We start from the raw sequence: 14,906 nt of genomic DNA, 5'->3' as shown, positions 1-14,906 counted from the left end.
CATCGCCCGGGCTCAGCCCTCAGACGCCGCCGGCGGCGGCGCCGTCGACGCCACGAACAGCTCGCGCAGCTGCGTGCCGTCCACCGGCGCGGGCGCGCCCGTGAGCGGGTCGCCGCCCGAGGCGGTCTTCGGGAACGCGATGACGTCGCGGATCGACTCGCGGCCGGCGAGGATCGCGACGATGCGGTCCAGGCCCATGGCGATGCCGCCGTGCGGCGGCGCGCCCTGCTTCAACGCCTTCAACAAGAACCCGAAGCGGCGCTCGGCCTCCGCGGCGTCCATGCCGAGGATCTCGAAGACCTTCTCCTGCACGGCCTCTTCGTGGATGCGGATCGAGCCGCCGCCGATCTCGACGCCGTCGAGCACGAGGTCGTAGCCGCGCGAGCCCAGCGCGCCCGGGTCGCTGAAGTCCGTCGACGTCGGCGCGGTGAACGGGTGGTGGATCGCCGTCCACGGCTGGGCGGCGTCGCCGGTCGGCTCGAACATCGGGAACTCGGTGATCCACACGACGTCGTGGCGACCCTCGGGCACCAGCCCGAAGCGCCGGCCCAGCTCCAGGCGCAGCCCGCCCAGCGAGGCGGCCGCCGTCGGCTCGGTGTCGGCGACGAACAGCAGCAGGTCGCCCTCCGACGCCTCCAGCTCCGCGTTGACCGCGTCGATCTGCTCGCGCGTGAAGAACTTGGCCAGGTTGCCCTGCCAGGGGTGGGTGGGTCCGGGTCCGCCGACGTAGATCGGCGCGACGGCCTTGGCGCCGAAGACCTTCACCACGTCGTTGAGGCCGTCCAGCTCCGAGCGCGACAGCTCGCGCGCGCCCGCGTTCAGCGCGCGGATCACGCCGCCCTTGTCCAGCACCGACTGGAAGACCTTGAACTGGGAGCCCTGCAGCAGCTCGCCCACGTCGTGGATCTCCAGCCCGAAGCGCGTGTCGGGCTTGTCGTTGCCGTACTTCAGCATCGACTCGGCGTAGGTCATGTGCGGCCATGGCGCCGGCGGCACGTCGAAGCCGTCGACCAGGCCGAAGACGCGCGTCATGACCGACTCCATCATCTCGATGACGTCGCGCTCCTCCACGAACGCCATCTCGACGTCGAGCTGGGTGAACTCCGGCTGGCGGAAGCCGCGCAGGTCCTCGTCGCGGAAGCAGCGCGCGATCTGGTAGTAGCGCTCGTAGCCGGCGATCATCAGCAGCTGCTTGAACAGCTGCGGCGACTGCGGCAGCGCGTACCACGAGCCCGGCTGCAGGCGCGAGGGCACGAGGAAGTCGCGGGCGCCCTCCGGCGTGGAGCGCGTGAGGATCGGCGTCTCGACCTCGAGGAAGTCGCGCTCGTCCAGGACGTCGCGCATCGCCTTGACGATGTCGCTGCGCAGCTCCAAGGTCTTCAACATGACCTCGCGGCGCAGGTCGACCGCGCGGTTGGCCAGGCGCAGCGTCTCGTCGACCTCGACGTCCTCGTCGACCGGGAACGGCGGCGTCTCGGCCTCGGCCAAGACCTTCATGTCGGTGACCGAGATCTCGATCTCGCCGGTCGCGATGTTGGGGTTCTTGTTGCCCTCCTCGCGCTCGACGACGGCGCCGTGGGCGGAGATCACGTGCTCGGAGCGCAGACGCTCGGCGGCCGCGAAGGCCTCGCCCGAGGTGTCGGGGTGGAAGACGAGCTGGACGATCCCGGAGCGGTCGCGGAGGTCGATGAAGATCAGGCCGCCGTGGTCGCGGCGGCGGTGCACCCAGCCGGCGACGCGGACGTCACGGCCGGCATCCGTCCCGCGCAGCGCGCCCGACCACGTGTCGCGGAAGCCGTTGGGGTTGACGATCGGCTTCATGACAGGTGCCTCCCTCGCAGCACACGTGCGACGACCGCGTCGGCGGCCACCGTCTCCTGCTCTCCGCTTTCCATGTCCTTCAAGTTGATCCCTTCGTCGCCGAAGATCGCGACGTAACGCGCGCCCGAGCGGTCGGCCTGCTTGAGCTGGCCCTTGCGCGAGCGGCCCGCCAGCTCCAGCTGCACGTTGAGCCCGGCGCGGCGCGCCTCGGCGGTCAGCGTGAACGCGGCCACGTCGGTGCCCGCGACGTACAGGTCGCAGACCGGCTCCGGGTGCGGACGATGGTCGCCCGCCAGCAGCAGGCGCTCGACGCCGGCGGCCCAGCCGATCCCCGGCGTGTCCGGCAGGCCGAGCGTCTCGGCGAGGCGGTCGTAGCGCCCGCCGCCGCCCACGCCCGACTGCGCGCCGAGCGCGTCGGAGGTCAGCTCGAACAGCGTGCGCGTGTAGTAGTCGATGCCGCGCACCAGCGTCGGGTCGATCTCGTAGGCGATCTCGGCCGCGTCCAGCCGCGCGCGGACCTCGGCGAAGTGCTCGCGGTCCTCGTCGGTCAGGTGGTCGATCAGCAGCGGCGCGGCCCGCATGACCTCGCGGGTGCCCGGGTGGTCGGCGTCGAACGCGCGCAGCGGGTTGAGGTCGATCCGCGCGCGGACCTCCTCCGACAGCTGGTCCTCGTGCGCGCGCAGGTGGGCGACCAGCAGCTCGCGGTACTCCGCGCGCGTCTCGGGCGTGCCCAGCGACGCCAGGCGCAGCCGGACGCCGGTGACGCCCAGCTCGGTCGCCAGCGCGTGCAGCAAGGTGATGGCCTCGGCGTCGACGGCCGGATCGGACGAGCCGATCGCCTCGATGCCGACCTGCCAGAACTCGCGGTAGCGGCCGGCCTGCGGCTTCTCCTGGCGGAAGAACGGGCCGAGGTACCAGAGCTTGGCGGGCTGCGGCAGCTTGTGCATGCCGTGCTCGTGGTAGCTGCGCATCACCGGCGCGGTGCCCTCGGGGCGCAGCGTCAGCGACCGGTCGCCCGCGTCCTTGAAGGTGTACATCTCCTTCTGGACGATGTCGGTGGACGCGCCGACGCCGCGGGCGAACAGCTCGGTGTGCTCGAAGATCGGGGTCTCGATCCGGCGGTAGCCGGCCCCGCCGAGGATCGACCTCGCGGCGGCCTCGACCGCGCGACGGCCCGCGTCGTCCTCCGGCAGCACGTCGTACGTGCCGCGCGGCGCCTGCGGCTTCTCGCTCACGACTGCGACAGCTCGCCCAGGAACGGGTTGGTCGCGCGCTCGGCGCCGAGCGTCGTCAACCCCATGTGGCCGGGATGGACGACCGTGTCGTCGTCGAAGCGCTCCAGCAGCGTCGCGATCGACGCCAGCAGCGTCGCGTGGTCGCCGCCGGGCAGGTCGGTGCGCCCGATCGACTGCTGGAACAGCACGTCGCCGGAGAACAGCGCGCTCTCGCCGTCGAAGGCGTAGGTGACGTGACCCGGCGAGTGGCCGGGCGTGAAGAGCACGTCGATGTCGAAGCCCGCGAGCTGGAGGCGCTCGCCGCCGGCGACCGTGTGCTCGGGGTCGTGGTTCTCGAACGGCCCGAAGCCCGGCCACGGGACGTAGGCCATGATGTCCTGCAGCAGCGGGACCTCGAGCTGCGGGCAGTAGACCGGCGCCCCGGTCGCCCGCGCGACGGGCGCGACCGCCCCGATGTGGTCGAAGTGGCAGTGCGTGAGCAGGATCGCGTCGAGCGTGACGCCGAGCGCCTCGATGGCCCCCAGCAGCTTGGGCGCCTCCTCGCCGGGGTCGACCAGCAGCGCGCGGTTGTCCTCGCCCCCACCCGCCCGCCGGATCAGGAAGCTGTTCTCCTGGACCGGGCCGACCGTGAACATGCGGACGTCGAGCGCCATGGCCTACAGCTTCCCCGCGCGCTTCTTGGCCTGGCGCCGCTCGTAGATCCACTTGTCGGTGTAGAAGCCCAGCGCCGTGTAGACGAAGAACATCACGAGGCCGATCGCGACGGCCGCGGCGACGTTCTTCTGCAGCAGCGCGATGACCAACACGAACAGGACGGTGGCGATCGCCGAGCGGTTGGCGGCCGAGCGCCAGGTCGGCGGCCGGTCGAGGCGGTCGGTGCGGACCGCGCCCTTGCCCTTGCTGCCGCTCGTCGGGTTGACCTGCTTGCCCGTCCGACCGCGCACCTCGACGACGCCCGCGGCGTTGCCGCGGTGCTTGGTCCGGCGCTTGCGCTTCGTCTGGGCCATGGCCTTGGACGATAGCCGCTGGAGACCGATCTACGCCGCCTCGGCGAGGGCATCTTCGACGGTCCGGCGGCCCTTGACCTCGATGTCCTCCGGGAACCCGTCGAACGCGGCCTCCGGCGCCAGCCCGACCAGCTCGCACGCGGCCACGCGCGCGTGGCGCGCGACGGCCTCCACCACGCGCGCGAGGGGCACGGCGCGGTGGTCCTCCACGTTGGTCGAGACCTGGGCGGTCCCGCCCTGCCGGGTCAGCTCGAGGCCCAGCGCGCGGACGCCCGGCAGGCCCGCGGCGCCGCCCTCGCGGATGGCCGCCGCGATCGCGCGCGCGTCGTCCAGCGTGGCGGGTCGCGCCAGCTCGACGTTGAACGCCACCAGCGGCGGGCGCGCGGCGACCAGCACGGCCCCCGCGGTCGGGTGCGGCCGCGGCGGGCCGAAGTCGGGCCGCAGCTCGCCGGCGTGGACGCGGCGGTCCAGCTCGGCGATCCCGCCGCGCCGCAGGAAGGCCCGCGTCCGGCCGCCGGCCAGCAACCCGTACAGGAAGACGGGAAGCCGCAGCTCCTCCCCCAGCCGCTCGGCGACCGTGAGCGCTTCGGCGGACGCCGCGCCGCGCCGGGCCGCGTCGAGGAAGACGACCGGGGCGACGTCGATCGCGCCGACGTGCGGATGGATCCCGCGCTCGCGCGTGAGGTCGATGGCCTGGACCGCCGCCCGCGCCCCGCTGACGAGCGCCTCGGCCAGCGCGCCCTGCGGCGCCGCCAGCGTGTGCACCGAGCGATGGTGGTCGGGGTCGCTGTGCGTGTCCAGCAGCCGCGCGCCCCCGCGCATGTAGGCGGCGCCGACCGCCGCGACCGTCGCCGGGTCGCGGCCCTCGGAGACGTTGGGAATGCCGAGCAGCAGCGGGCTCACGGGCGGGCGCGGAGACTACCCGGGTGCGGCGGGACACCCGGTTCCGGCCCGTGAGAACGATCCGTGTTTGCTCTGAGGCGCTTTGGGTACCCCGCGCGCAACGTCGATGGAGGAGAGGTGCCTATGCACGGCTTCGAGTTGACGGTCCAGCACATGGGGACGGGAGCGGTGAGCGTCACGCTGCACGGCTCCCTTGACCTTGCCTATGCCTACCGGTTCGACGACGAGCTGCGTCACGCGGAGCGCGACGCGCCGTCGTGCCTGGTGATCGATCTCCGCGGGCTGGAGCTGATCGACTCGGCGGGCATGTCGAGGATCCTGGCCGCGCGACGGCGCGCCCGCCGCAGCGGGCGACGCCTGGTGCTGGTGCGCGGCTCGTACTCGGTTCAGCGGTTCCTGCAGCTGGCGGCGCTGACCGAGCACTTCGAGTTCGTCGGCGATCCCAGCGAGGTCGTCGTCGGACCTACAGGAAGCGCTGGATGAACTTGAGGCTGAGGTCGCAGACCTCGCGCCAGCCGCTGTCGATCGTCAGCGCGTGGCCGCGGCCGTCGACCGTGAGCAGCTCCGTCAGGTTGTCGTTCTTCTTCTGCTTCTTGTAGGCCGCGTTGGAGATCGCGGGCGGCACCGTGTGGTCCTGGGCGCCGGAGACGATCAGCAGCGGTCCGCGCTCCGGGTTCTTGGAGTTGACCTTCACCTCGGTCCACGGGTTGAGGTTGGCGGTCGCGGCCTGGAAGAGCGGGATGCCGGCGGCGGGGACGGCGTAGCGGTTGTACAGCTCCTTGGCCTCGTCCTCGGAGACCGCGTTGGCGAAGGCATAGCGGAACTGGTCGTAGGTGAGCGGCACGGCGCGGTTGCGGTTGGCCGGGTTGCCGAGGACCGGGAACGCGGACTTCAGCGCCGAGATCGGCAGCGGCAGGACGCCGCGGAAGGGCGCCGGGGAGATCGAGACGGAGGCGAAGCCGAGGCCGCGGCCCGCGAGGATCTGCGTCAGCAGGCCGCCGAAGGAGTGCCCGACGATCGCGGGCTTCTTGTCGAGCTTGGAGACGAGGTCGCCGATGTAGTCGGCGACCTGCCCGACCGTCTTGTGGGCCATGACCTCGGGGTTGGCGTTGGCCTCGGCGACGGTCTCGGGGTCGTCGGGCCACGGCGCCATGACCGGCGTGAGCCCCGCCTCGGCGAAGACCTCCGCCCAGCGATCCCAGCTGCTGGGCAGCAGCCAGAGCCCGTGGATGAAGACGACGGGGGTGAGCCCGGAGGCGTTGGCGCGATCGACCTGCTGCGCGTCGTGCGAGGCGGGGATGGTGGCCATGTCCGCGAGCGTACGTTCCCGGCCGTCGTTCGTCTACGCGTGCGCACGTCCTAGAGTGAGGAACGTGGCCGACATCGAGACCCGCGACGACGTCGAGCGCCTGGTTCGCGCCTTCTACGACCAGGCGATGACCGACCCGATGATCGGGTTCCTGTTCACCGACGTCGCCAAGCTGGACCTCGAAGCGCACGTCCCGGTGATCACGTCGTTCTGGGAGACGATGCTGCTGGGGGCGCGGTCCTACGGCGGCGGCGCGTTCGGCGTGCACGCCTCGCTGCACCGCAAGGCCGGGCTGAAGGCGCCGCACTTCGAGCGCTGGCTGTGGCTGTGGCGCGGGACCGTCGACTCGATGTTCTCCGGGCCCGTGGCCGACGAGGCCAAGCGCCACGCCGACCGCGTGGGCGCGGCGTTCTACCGCCGGCTGGCGATGCTCGACGCCGGCGTCGAGCCCGACCCGACGCAGTCCGACCCGCTGTCGATCATCCAGGTCCTGCCCGGGTAGCGTTCGCGGGCGTGCGAGGCGAGCACGCGCCCGACAACGCGATGGACGACCGCGGCGAGATCGCGGCCTTCCGCGAGTTGTGCTCGCCCTTGATGGCCGCGCTGCTGGACGAGCTGGCGCGCGTGCCCGACACGCCCCGCGCGTTCCCGGAGATCGAGGACGCGCTCGGCTGGCCGCGGCGCCGCATCGCCTCGGTCCTCGGTGGCGTGGCGAGGATGCGGCGGATGCGGTTCGGCGGGCGCCGGCCGTACCGGTTCAACGAGCCCCGCGGCGCGGCGTCGGGCCGCTGGGAGCTGTGGGCCGACGCCGAGCAGGCCGCCGCCCTGCGCTCCGCGGCGGCCGCCGCGGTATCGGAGCCCCGCGGCGGGTAGACCACGTCGCGTGCGGACGGCCGCCACCATCACGACGCTCCTGGCCACCGTCGCGCTCCTCGCGCTCCTGCTCGCCGGCTCCCGCGGCCACCGCCTCCCCACCGCCCTCCTGCGGCCGGGCTCCTGGATGACCGCCCTCGTCGTGACCGGCGTCCTCGGCGGCGCCACGACCATCGGCGCCATGCTCGCCGACGCCAAGGCCTTCGCGGCCACCGCCATCGCGGCCACCGCGCTCCTGCTCGTCGTCGAGCTGGCGCTCCTGTCCGACGCCTTCACCTTCGGGTCGCGGGACCGCTAGCCGAGCTTCTCGGCCAACTCCACGATGATCCCGCTCGGGCCGTAGACGTAGCCGAGCAGGTAGCTGTCGTCGTAGTTGACGACCTCGCCCACCATCTCCCCACCCTTCGCCAGCAACCGTTCCTTCGTGGCTTCGAGGTCATCGACGGCGAAGGTCACGTGGCGCAGGCCCGGGACGTTCGCCGGGTGTCGCCGTTCCTCACCTTCGTGCCTCGGCGACAGGTACTCGATCACCTCGAGCGCCCCATGCCCATCCGGCGTCCGCAGGAACGCGACCTTCGTCTTCACGCCTTCCAGCGCCAGGATCCGATCGACCCGCGCATCGCCAAGCTCCATCACCTGCCCGTCGACCTGGAGCCCCAACGCCTCGAAGAACTCGATCGCGCCGGTGAGGTCGTCGACAACCACACCAACATGGTCCATCCGCTGGATCGTCACGGTCGCGATGCTACCCGCGACGGTGGCCGCGTCCACGATCCGCCGTCCCGCTCGCGCGCTACGGATGCTGCTGCGTCGGGCTCGGCTCGAACGTGGCGTGATCGAAGAGGTACGGCACGACGACGAGCGGCACGGCGACGAGCAGCGCGACCAGCCCAATCACCATGAGAAGGGCGAACGCCGAGGAGGTGGGCTTCCTACGCCGGGCCGGCTTGGCGGACGTCTCTGGGGTCACGCCTTCAGGATCCGCGCCACGACCGATTTGCGCAAGGACTGGTCCGCGCTTCCGCGGATCCTTGCGCGCCGCGCTCATGGCCGCCGATCGCGCGGAGACGAGGGCCAAGCTCGCCTGACGGGGCGGGTGTAGGTCTACAGCGACACGCCCGCGAATGCGCGGTGCTCGAACCGCACGAGCGCGCGCTTGCTGCGCGAGTTGGTGTCGCGGTACAGCGTGCCGCCGGTCGACGGCAAGATCTCGATGTCGGTCGGATAGCGACCGATCTTGGACAGCAGGCGCTCCCACAGCGATCGCGGCTCACGCCATCGGGCGACCAGATGGGCTCCGTCCTCGCGTACGAAGACCACCGTCGTCGTCAGCCGACGCCGATCGCCGATCGCGTCGACGAACTCACGGAACGTGACGTCGGCCGGAAACACGATGCAGTCATCGCCGTGAGGAGAAACGCCGGCGTAGTCCTCAGCAACGGCTTGCTTGAACGCCTCGAGGGCGGCGCGGCTGGGGCTGGTAGCGGGGGCTCATGATGCGAACTCTTCCCAGCTGTCGGCGAGCCATTCGATCGCCTTGTTCATGGCGTCGTTGGTGTCGGCAACGGAGAAAGGAAACGGCTCCGGTGGGTAGCGGTGTAGGTGTGGGTGTCCACGCCGGCCCGCTCGTGGCTGTTGTCGATGCTGACCACCGTGACCATCCTGTCGCTCTTCCTGACCCGCAACATGATCGCGTAGACAATCGGGTGCTCGCTGGATCGTCGGTAGACGATCTCTGCCCGACCTGGAGCGAGAGCCAGCGTGACGATGCGGTCCTTCTCGGCGTCCAAGGGCGGCGCAGTACGTCGTGTCGACCGGAGGCCAAGAACTCGAGGGCCCGTAGGAAGCGGGCCTACCGTGCGTACGGCCGACGGACCCGACCCTGGACCTCACGATTGTGAGGGACTCCTGATCAGTTAGGTGTTGCTCGTGGTGTTTGGGAAGTCGCCGGTAATTGGCGGTTTCCCGGGCTCACCGTCACGAGGCGATCTCGGCTCGTCTCGGCGGGTTACGTTCGCGGATGTTCACATGCCCCACCGTCCCGCGCTAGCTCACGACACCACGGAGCGGCACACCATGGGCACGCATGCCTCCGTGTGGATGCCCTCAGCTCGAGCAGGGCTCCGGGGCGGCAGCTGTAAGTATCCGCAGGATGTTCTCTTTGGGCCAGCGTGTTCTCGATGTTGCCACGCTTCCCGCGCGTGCGGCTCGCACAGTCGCAGGCGCACTCCTGCCTTCTTCAGTTGATACGACTGAACACCCGAAGAGCACCGATGTGCAGCAAGATCCAGCGCCGACGACCGCCGAGTTCCACACCGAGTCAGACATGCTGGCGACCCTGCGCCACGCCGCGGCGGCCCTATGGATCGGAGAGGACCCGGAGCGCACATGGGTTCTGCTCGAAGAACAACAACTACATAGCCGAATCGCCGATCTCGTATTAGTCCGCCTGGACGTCCGATCCGTTGAGCGCCGTCTGGGCGGTGGGTGGGATCGGCCGCTGACCTTGCCGGAGCTGCAGGTCATGCGCTTGCTCCGGCCTGACCGGAACGTCAGCGCCGACGCAGTCGCCCAACGTCTAAGCATCACGCCGCGGCACAGCTCAGACTTGCTGCGAGGTCTTGTCGCTGACGGCTACGCCGAACGCCGTGGCCCTAACGCGTTCCGGCGTCTCGCACCGGTGCAGCCCCTCATCGACCGCGTCATCACATTCGAAGCAAAGCGAGACGACCCGACAGGAGCGATTTCGCAGGCAAGAGGGCACCGGGCGTGGGCCGACGAGACATACGTCGCCTTCGACGCCCGCTTTGAGCGTCGGTTCGTCGCTCAAACAGCCGCTTTTGAACGCCTTGGCGTCGGCTTGCTGGAACTATGGCCAGACCGTTGGTTGCGAGTACTTCGTGCTCGACCACGGCGATCGAGAAATCGGCTTGAAGCCGGCCTCATCGGCGAACGTACCCTCGCGCGCCTCAAAGGGTCCCCGGCCAGCGAGCGGCCAGAGCGTCGGCTTCCGCACGGACACCGTTTGTCAGCTGCTTCGGAGCCGATCGTTGCGGGACCAGACACCGAACGCCTCCACACTCTCCTAGGCCACCGCGGAAAGAGCTAATCCGACATCACGTCCTGCCATACGGTCAAGTGCGCTGGCGCCGAGCGGGGATCCAACGGCACGCCATCTTCAGCCACGGCGTCAGCAAAGTCGACCGCGCCGTCGATCAACCTTTTGACGGATCCGAACGCGTCCTTTTCATCGAGGCCTGCCGCAAGGCGTGCGCACGTCCAGAGGAAGTGCTTCCCGGCGGCCATACGATCGAATGCAGCGCCCGTCGCCGGCAACGCGCCGTCACAGTAGGGACAGTCACAGACCTCGAAGCCTTCTACGTCTGCGATGTCGTGGAGTTCCTCCGCGAGTACAAACCCCAGCAGTTGCGGGACGAAGTACCACGGCAGCGGAGGAGCACCGCTGCCGCCACCGGACGGTGGCGTATTGCGTTGTAGGGAAGCCGCCATCCCCGCGCCAAAAGAGCGTGCTCCAAAGCCGGACATGAGAAGCCCGAGCATTCCCGCCTGTGGCATCACGACCGGGCGGTCGTTCGCGTCCAGCGCGCGCACCACATCACGCAGACCTTCGAGCGCCTTCTGTTGCCGATACTGGCCGTACCCTGCGGGGGCTGAGAAGTGCATCCTCAGATACACGGGTAGTTCGGGGCCCTCGATCAACTCGTTGACCATCGCGTTACGCGCCTCGTCGGAACCGAACACGCCCTCCGTCGCTTCCACGCCCATGAGCAGGTCAAAGTCGCCAGCCATAGCTTCTGCAAGCGTGGCGAACGCAATCGTTGCGGACAGTTCGTGTTCCGTCTGCGTCACTCCATGCCGGAGCCAAGGCGAGACAAGCGTGGTGGCTCCGGCGTGTTGCTGTGCCTGGAGCGCATTGCGGACGAATCGCTCCGGATTCGCCACAGGATCACTCTCTGCCAGGTAGCGGTAGTCGGCCCGCCCGAGCCCGCGTTCCGAGTATGCCCTGTCCATTCTCGTGGACTCCGGGTCAGCAAGGATGAAGTCCGTTGCCCCGCTCCACTCATCGACAGCGTTCTGCCAAAAGGCCAGTTTGCGACGGGGCAGCAAGAGAGCCGCACCAATCCGCCATTCCGGCTCGACACCAGCTAGATCAGCCAGAACGTCACTGACGTTGGTCCAGGACTCCTGACCAGGCTGGATGAAGAATCCATGCGCGACTGTGGGCATCAGCGAGCCCCGAGGTCCTTCAGCGCACGAGCGACGCTCAGGCGTTCATGTGGCTCCGCCGACAGGATCCGAAGAACGACCTCAGCCACGTCATCGGGCCAATCAGCGGAGACCCGTGGGTCCTCGGGCGGTCCTGAGGTGATCCGGTCGTACAACGACTGGACGGTCTGCACGTCGGGTGAGCGAAACGGATGTCGACCAGTACCGGCCTCGTAGACCACTAGGCCCACGGCGAAGAGGTCGCTACGCGTTCGTGCTGGGCGCCCGCGCAGTTGCTCGGGCGCCATGTATGGAGCCGTACCGACCATCTGACCAACCGCGGTGTGTGACGTCATGTCGAGCACCTTTGCTACCCCGAAGTCCAACAGCACGGGTGACCCCCACTCCCCATCTCGGAGCCCTACGTTGGCGGGTTTGATGTCGCGATGGATGATTCCCAGGTCGTGAATCTCCGCAATGCCCGCGAGCAGCCCAGTGAGTAGCGCTCGAAGTTCGTCCTTCCTAGGTCGCTCTCCGGTCCGAACCCGCGCCTCGACGGAACCGCCACTGACGTACTCGCATTCAAGAAACGACAGCTCTCGCCCCAGGGCCTTGAACGTGCCGGAACCAATGAGACCGACAACATTAGGATGGTCGACAGTAGCCAGCGAGGTGAGTTCGCGTTCCCACAAGTACGCAGGCATATCGACAAGGTGAATTACCTTGATCGCCGTCTCAGACTCCCCCCTCAGCGCACGAAACGTGGTCCCGAAGGTTCCCCGACCGAGAAACTCAAGTTCGTCGAAAGCCCCCAGCCCATCGCTGATGAGGTCCGCTGTGACCTCGACCGTCTCCACCATCGATCGGCATCCTAGTCAACTATGATCAGCCTTCGCTAGTGCGCACGGACCAATCGACCCGCTCAAGCCCGATCATCAGCGCCTAGGAGCCCCCACGCCAGATCGGCGATTGATCGAATGGGTGCAGCACCTGGGGAGCGGCGTCTCATGTGCCGCTTCCAAGTTCGTTGACTCAGATTGCGTCCGGCCCGGGCTAACGAACCTGCGTCGCACCACCGCCTCGCGCAGCGATAGCGGCCAGCACCGGGACCGAATCCGCGACGCCTCCAGAAACGCTCTCGCATACAGAATCGTTGCACCGTAATATTGGAAGCGCACTCGACACGAGAGGGTTCTCATGGATCAGGTTGGTGGTGGCGGCGGGGGCACGACACAAGGCACGTCTCAAAACCCGCCGGCTGGCACAGACGGCGGCGGCACCTCTAAGTTGCGCCGGGCAATCTTGCGAGTGGTTGGACCGCTCGCCGACTCTTCGAGTCAGGTCGGCGGAGGTGGCGGCGGAGGCGGTGGCGGCCGCGGCGGCCTCGAGTGACGCACGCCGGAGGCGGTGTCGCGTGCCTTCTAGTCGGAATTCAACTGCTGCGCCACCTCCTTCTAGTCTTCGACTGGGACTTCCGCGCGCGTTGGCTTAGGACGCTACTCCCGAACTCACACGTCTTTTCTCCCAACCCCGGGGCGATTCGGTACCCGCCGATGGATCCGCGGACCGTGGCCAAGACAGGCGGAACCTGGCCCCTGAGCAGGCCCCGAATCCGCATGCACCACATCGAGCGCGATATCGCGCGGTCAAGGAAACATGGACAGCTCTGAAGACGCACTGCGTCTCTCGCTGGCTCTCCTTGGTGTTGCCGCTCTCGTCATTCAGTCGGAACACGTCGCAGCTCGACGTGGTCTTGGGTTGCCAACGTCGACAGGCGCTCGCCTTCTCGTCTGTGTCGCGGCCCTCGGGACGGTCGTCGCCCCGACGTGGCCAACAGCTGCGGCTGCTGGTGCGACGCTGTCATGCGGCCTAGCGATCTTGTATCACAATGCTCCGGAAGGCCTGGATACCGCAGACGCCGAGCTATGGGTATTCGTCACGCTTTGTGCTCTAGGGGCCGCGTCGCCGTCCGCGGCCTCAGCCGCAGTCAAGGCAATAATCGCGTCACTGTCCTTCGTCTACCTCTTCGCCAGTCTGAACAAGATTCGGTCAAGTGTGTGGCGCAATGGCTTAGCGTTCAGCCACATTCTCGCTGGATCAGATAGCGCGCTGAGTAGTTGGGTTCGCTCTTGGAGACCGCTCGTCGCTCAGGCCGCAGCGTGGAGCGTCATAGTTGTCCAACTTGGAGCCGTCGTCACAGTCGCGGGCGGCGACGCACGACGTGCGTGGTACATCGTCGCGATGATGTTCCAGGCGTTCGTCGCGTTCGGCCTCGGGATCCCAAGCTTCTTCGTCGTTGGCTGCGCCGTCGCGCCAGTCATGTTAAGGACCTAGTCAGAACCATGCCCAGAACCACACTCGCCACCCGGATCAGCAGGTTCACAACGATCTCCCCGGTCGAGACGTCTGCCTACGCCGTCGGCTTTATCGGTTTGGTGACATCACTCATTGGCCTCGGGCTCGGCTGGTCAGCGACGGCCGGAATTGCCTGTGGGACAGCAGTGTTCTCCGTCGCGACACTGTCGCTGGTCCGCCGATCGGCGGCGGCGGTCGCTCGACGACAAGAGGAGACATTGCGCCGGCTGCAGGAGCAGCAGGAAGAGGCTGAGGCGGCTCTGACGACGTCCCGGCAGTACCGCGCGGCTCTGACGAGCTTCTTTGCGGACGACGTCGAGGTCGAGGAAACACAGGAGATCGTCGTGACCCTCACGGGTGACGGTTCCGACCACTACATGATGCGCGCCGTCACCACCCCGACCGGGACCCAGCGGTGCCGGTGGCGACGAATCCGTGTTGGTTCGACGTCTAACGAGAAAGCCGCGATTCAGCCGCAACTGGTATCAGGCGGTGCGGTATTGCTCGAACTAGACGACGACAACGGATTCTGGTCTGGCCTAGTGCTTTTCGACCCCCCGATTGAGCCTGGTCACACACGCGAGTGGTCCATAGATTTGCGATGGTCCAACATGGCCGCACCACTGCGAAGGAACGGCCATGACTCGGTTTGGTTCTACACCGAGGTCCCTGTCAAGCAGGCGACAGTTGTCGCGAAGTATCGCCAGGACTGGATCGAGCGCTACGGCGCCCCGCCCGACTCGTTCGAGCGCCTGAGTCCGCCTAAAGGCGCCCAATCTTGCTCCGATCATCTCGGTGATCGTTTGCTCACGTGGATCGTGCCACAACCGGAACTGCGGCAGCAGTACAACGCTTATCTCCTCCGTGAGGCACCGCCAAGCGGTCCTGCGCGACCGTAACTCGTCTGAAAGCTCGCGGGCAACAAGCGTCCAAGAACATTGGTCGTCAACAGGTCAAGCCGAGATTCAGCTCGTTGGCGAGAGCGCTGTAGCTCCGGCGGTGGTGGTCCGTCAAGGTCACCCTTCGGGCACGCTTCGCGCGGTCCTGACGGACTTCCCTTGACCGACCAGCACCGCCTCCGCTGTGAGGGCGGCTAAGAGGGGCTGCGCCCCTGGACCCCGCCGGTCGGGCGTCACCGCGGGCGGCGGGATCGGCCGGCTATCCGTTCCTCGGGGC

17 protein-coding genes are annotated in these 14,906 nt (G+C 68.3%); 5 read left to right on the top strand and 12 right to left on the bottom strand.

All coding sequences use genetic code 11. The features are described from left to right. Positions 1–12: 12 nt before the first annotated feature. From aspS to VFG42_RS05765, 5 genes are read right to left on the bottom strand one after another with little or no spacing between them, the layout of a single operon-like run. Complete coding sequence (gene aspS / locus VFG42_RS05785; protein ID WP_324906200.1) at positions 13–1,821, bottom strand: aspartate--tRNA ligase; 1,809 nt, start codon at positions 1,819–1,821, stop codon at positions 13–15. Next, a complete protein-coding gene (hisS, locus tag VFG42_RS05780) occupies positions 1,818–3,056 on the bottom strand; it encodes a histidine--tRNA ligase (protein WP_324906198.1) in 1,239 nt (412 codons plus the stop codon). Before hisS ends, aspS begins: the two co-directional genes overlap by 4 nt. Then, a complete protein-coding gene (locus VFG42_RS05775; protein WP_324906196.1) occupies positions 3,053–3,709 on the bottom strand; it encodes an MBL fold metallo-hydrolase in 657 nt (218 codons plus the stop codon). Before VFG42_RS05775 ends, hisS begins: the two co-directional genes overlap by 4 nt. A gap of 3 nt (positions 3,710–3,712) precedes the next feature. Next, positions 3,713–4,063: a hypothetical protein gene (locus tag VFG42_RS05770; RefSeq protein ID WP_324906194.1), complete on the bottom strand. Its 351-nt coding sequence runs from the start codon at positions 4,061–4,063 to the stop codon at positions 3,713–3,715. A 30-nt stretch (positions 4,064–4,093) separates the two neighbouring features. Beyond that, positions 4,094–4,966, bottom strand: a complete 873-nt coding sequence (locus tag VFG42_RS05765) for a hypothetical protein (protein WP_324906192.1) — start codon at positions 4,964–4,966, stop codon at positions 4,094–4,096. 123 nt (positions 4,967–5,089) lie between these two features. Here VFG42_RS05765 and VFG42_RS05760 point away from each other — a divergent pair, with 123 nt between their 5' ends. Next, a complete protein-coding gene (locus VFG42_RS05760) occupies positions 5,090–5,449 on the top strand; it encodes an STAS domain-containing protein (RefSeq protein WP_324906190.1) in 360 nt (119 codons plus the stop codon). On the opposite strand, the gene VFG42_RS05755 is transcribed toward VFG42_RS05760, so the two are convergent. Continuing rightward, a complete protein-coding gene (locus VFG42_RS05755; RefSeq protein WP_324906188.1) occupies positions 5,430–6,275 on the bottom strand; it encodes an alpha/beta hydrolase in 846 nt (281 codons plus the stop codon). The genes VFG42_RS05760 and VFG42_RS05755 overlap by 20 nt on opposite strands. Before the next feature lie 64 nt (positions 6,276–6,339). Here VFG42_RS05755 and VFG42_RS05750 point away from each other — a divergent pair, with 64 nt between their 5' ends. The 3 genes from VFG42_RS05750 to VFG42_RS05740 are packed head-to-tail and all read left to right on the top strand — an operon-like array spanning position 6,340 to position 7,446. Continuing rightward, positions 6,340–6,777, top strand: a complete 438-nt coding sequence (locus VFG42_RS05750) for a group III truncated hemoglobin (RefSeq protein ID WP_324906186.1) — start codon at positions 6,340–6,342, stop codon at positions 6,775–6,777. 11 nt (positions 6,778–6,788) lie between these two features. After that, positions 6,789–7,148, top strand: coding sequence for a hypothetical protein (locus VFG42_RS05745; protein WP_324906184.1), 360 nt, complete (start codon positions 6,789–6,791; stop codon positions 7,146–7,148). A 10-nt stretch (positions 7,149–7,158) separates the two neighbouring features. Then, on the top strand, positions 7,159–7,446 hold the full coding sequence (locus VFG42_RS05740) for a hypothetical protein (protein ID WP_324906182.1): 288 nt from the start codon (positions 7,159–7,161) through the stop codon (positions 7,444–7,446). Here the strand turns inward: VFG42_RS05740 and VFG42_RS05735 are convergent. The 6 genes from VFG42_RS05735 to VFG42_RS05710 form a co-directional block, all read right to left on the bottom strand. After that, entirely contained in the window at positions 7,443–7,883 is a 441-nt protein-coding gene (locus VFG42_RS05735) for a VOC family protein (RefSeq protein ID WP_324906180.1), read from the bottom strand. The two genes, VFG42_RS05740 and VFG42_RS05735, sit on opposite strands and share 4 nt — an antisense overlap. 58 nt (positions 7,884–7,941) lie before the next feature. Further along, positions 7,942–8,118, bottom strand: coding sequence for a hypothetical protein (locus VFG42_RS05730; protein ID WP_324906178.1), 177 nt, complete (start codon positions 8,116–8,118; stop codon positions 7,942–7,944). Between the two features lie 134 nt (positions 8,119–8,252). Further along, positions 8,253–8,540, bottom strand: a complete 288-nt coding sequence (locus VFG42_RS05725) for a hypothetical protein (RefSeq protein WP_324906176.1) — start codon at positions 8,538–8,540, stop codon at positions 8,253–8,255. 149 nt (positions 8,541–8,689) lie between these two features. Then, the gene (locus VFG42_RS05720) at positions 8,690–8,938 is read right to left on the bottom strand and encodes a hypothetical protein (RefSeq protein ID WP_324906174.1); all 249 of its coding nucleotides are present in this window, start codon (positions 8,936–8,938) and stop codon (positions 8,690–8,692) included. A gap of 1,315 nt (positions 8,939–10,253) precedes the next feature. After that, positions 10,254–11,396, bottom strand: a complete 1,143-nt coding sequence (locus VFG42_RS05715; protein WP_324906172.1) for a hypothetical protein — start codon at positions 11,394–11,396, stop codon at positions 10,254–10,256. After that, positions 11,396–12,235 (bottom strand): serine/threonine-protein kinase, encoded by an 840-nt coding sequence (locus tag VFG42_RS05710; protein ID WP_324906169.1) that lies wholly within the window; start codon positions 12,233–12,235, stop codon positions 11,396–11,398. Before VFG42_RS05710 ends, VFG42_RS05715 begins: the two co-directional genes overlap by 1 nt. Positions 12,236–13,717: 1,482 nt before the next feature. Between VFG42_RS05710 and VFG42_RS05705 the strand changes: the two genes are divergently transcribed. Further along, positions 13,718–14,629 carry a hypothetical protein gene (locus VFG42_RS05705; RefSeq protein WP_324906166.1) on the top strand — a complete coding sequence of 304 codons (912 nt, stop codon included), beginning with the start codon at positions 13,718–13,720 and terminating at the stop codon, positions 14,627–14,629. Positions 14,630–14,906 lie beyond the last annotated feature (277 nt).

The sequence above is a fragment of the Baekduia sp. genome, from assembly GCF_035685985.1.
Taxonomy (GTDB): domain Bacteria; phylum Actinomycetota; class Thermoleophilia; order Solirubrobacterales; family Solirubrobacteraceae; genus Baekduia.
This window is presented reverse-complemented; position numbering and strand designations above follow the sequence as displayed.

Excerpts from the sequence above, each read along its gene's own strand:
- VFG42_RS05715 (WP_324906172.1), bottom strand. The coding sequence starts at position 11,396 with ATGCCCACAGTCGCGCATGGATTCTTCATCCAGCCTGGTCAGGAGTCC.
- VFG42_RS05705 (WP_324906166.1), top strand. The coding sequence starts at position 13,718 with ATGCCCAGAACCACACTCGCCACCCGGATCAGCAGGTTCACAACGATC.
- aspS (WP_324906200.1), bottom strand. The coding sequence starts at position 1,821 with ATGAAGCCGATCGTCAACCCCAACGGCTTCCGCGACACGTGGTCGGGC.
- VFG42_RS05710 (WP_324906169.1), bottom strand. The coding sequence starts at position 12,235 with ATGGTGGAGACGGTCGAGGTCACAGCGGACCTCATCAGCGATGGGCTG.
- VFG42_RS05760 (WP_324906190.1), top strand. The coding sequence starts at position 5,090 with ATGCACGGCTTCGAGTTGACGGTCCAGCACATGGGGACGGGAGCGGTG.
- VFG42_RS05755 (WP_324906188.1), bottom strand. The coding sequence starts at position 6,275 with ATGGCCACCATCCCCGCCTCGCACGACGCGCAGCAGGTCGATCGCGCC.
- VFG42_RS05770 (WP_324906194.1), bottom strand. The coding sequence starts at position 4,063 with ATGGCCCAGACGAAGCGCAAGCGCCGGACCAAGCACCGCGGCAACGCC.
- VFG42_RS05775 (WP_324906196.1), bottom strand. The coding sequence starts at position 3,709 with ATGGCGCTCGACGTCCGCATGTTCACGGTCGGCCCGGTCCAGGAGAAC.